Below are 1000 nucleotides of genomic sequence, written 5' to 3'. Positions count from 1 at the left end.
GCCAACGAATAAGAGCTGAAGAAATGGGCTCCAACCAACCATTCATTACTTGATTTAGAGACCAAATCAAATAACTCACCTTTCCAAGGTAAAAACCAGTTTCCTTCCCTAAATAATATGTCCCGCACCAAAGAATTAGCATTCGACCTAGCCACATCCAAAGCTAAAACACAAATATCAGACGCACATACAATCGCGTTAGGCCTAAACTTTTTCATAGCTAAAGCAATACAACCACTACCACAGCCCAAATCAAGATAACGACCATTGCAAGGGATAAGATCCCAAGGAATATTCCTGAGCAACTCTTCTGTTTCTGGCCTAGGAATCAATGTAGATGAACGAACTTTAATCCATTCTCCATCAAAAAAACATTCTCCAAGCACGTATTCGAAAGGCAGCCCTTCCATCAATTTCCTCATGTCAAGTTCGATATCACGAATCAATCGATCATCTAGAAAAATCTCTTCTTTGAAATATAAGTCAGAAAGAGATGAACAACCGAGCCTGCGGGCGACAATCCAATCAACATCAATAGGCAACTGCTCTACTTGTTTAGCAATAAGTCTCCATTTTTGTAGGAAGCACTTTACGGTTAATGACTCCTCTATTCGATGCATCTGTTCTTCCCATGCCAACGAATAAGAGCTGAAGAAATGGGCTCCAACCAACCATTCATTACTTGATCTAGAGAGTAAATAGTTAACTTGATTCGATGATCCGTCAATCTATTTTGAGGGAAATTATAAGTCCTAATACGTTCAGATCTATCTCCACTTCCCACCTGAGATGCACGCAACGCAGCAACTTCCGCAGATTTCTCGGAACGAATCTTGTCAGAAAGCTTTGCTTTTAACAAACGCATAGCTTTCTCTTTGTTCCGATGTTGACTCCTCTCTTCTTGGCAGTAACAAACTATCCCAGACGGAATATGAGTAACACGAACAACTGAATCAGTCTTATTTACGTGCTGACCACCGGCACCAGAAGCTCTACACAG

General features: G+C 40.9%; 2 protein-coding genes. Both read right to left on the bottom strand.

Features of this window, described 5'->3' with window-relative positions; genetic code table 11:
* The coding region (locus GCCT14_RS05170; protein ID WP_157952658.1) for a methyltransferase at positions 1-620 on the bottom strand (620 nt) is incomplete at its 3' end.
* On the bottom strand, positions 608-1000 hold a 393-nt coding region (locus GCCT14_RS05165; RefSeq protein WP_275655995.1), incomplete at its 5' end, for a peptide chain release factor-like protein. The genes GCCT14_RS05165 and GCCT14_RS05170, both read right to left, overlap by 13 nt.

This window comes from Candidatus Similichlamydia epinepheli (genome assembly GCF_003056015.1).
Note: the sequence above shows the minus strand (reverse complement) of the source record. Positions and strands in the feature narration are given on the sequence as shown.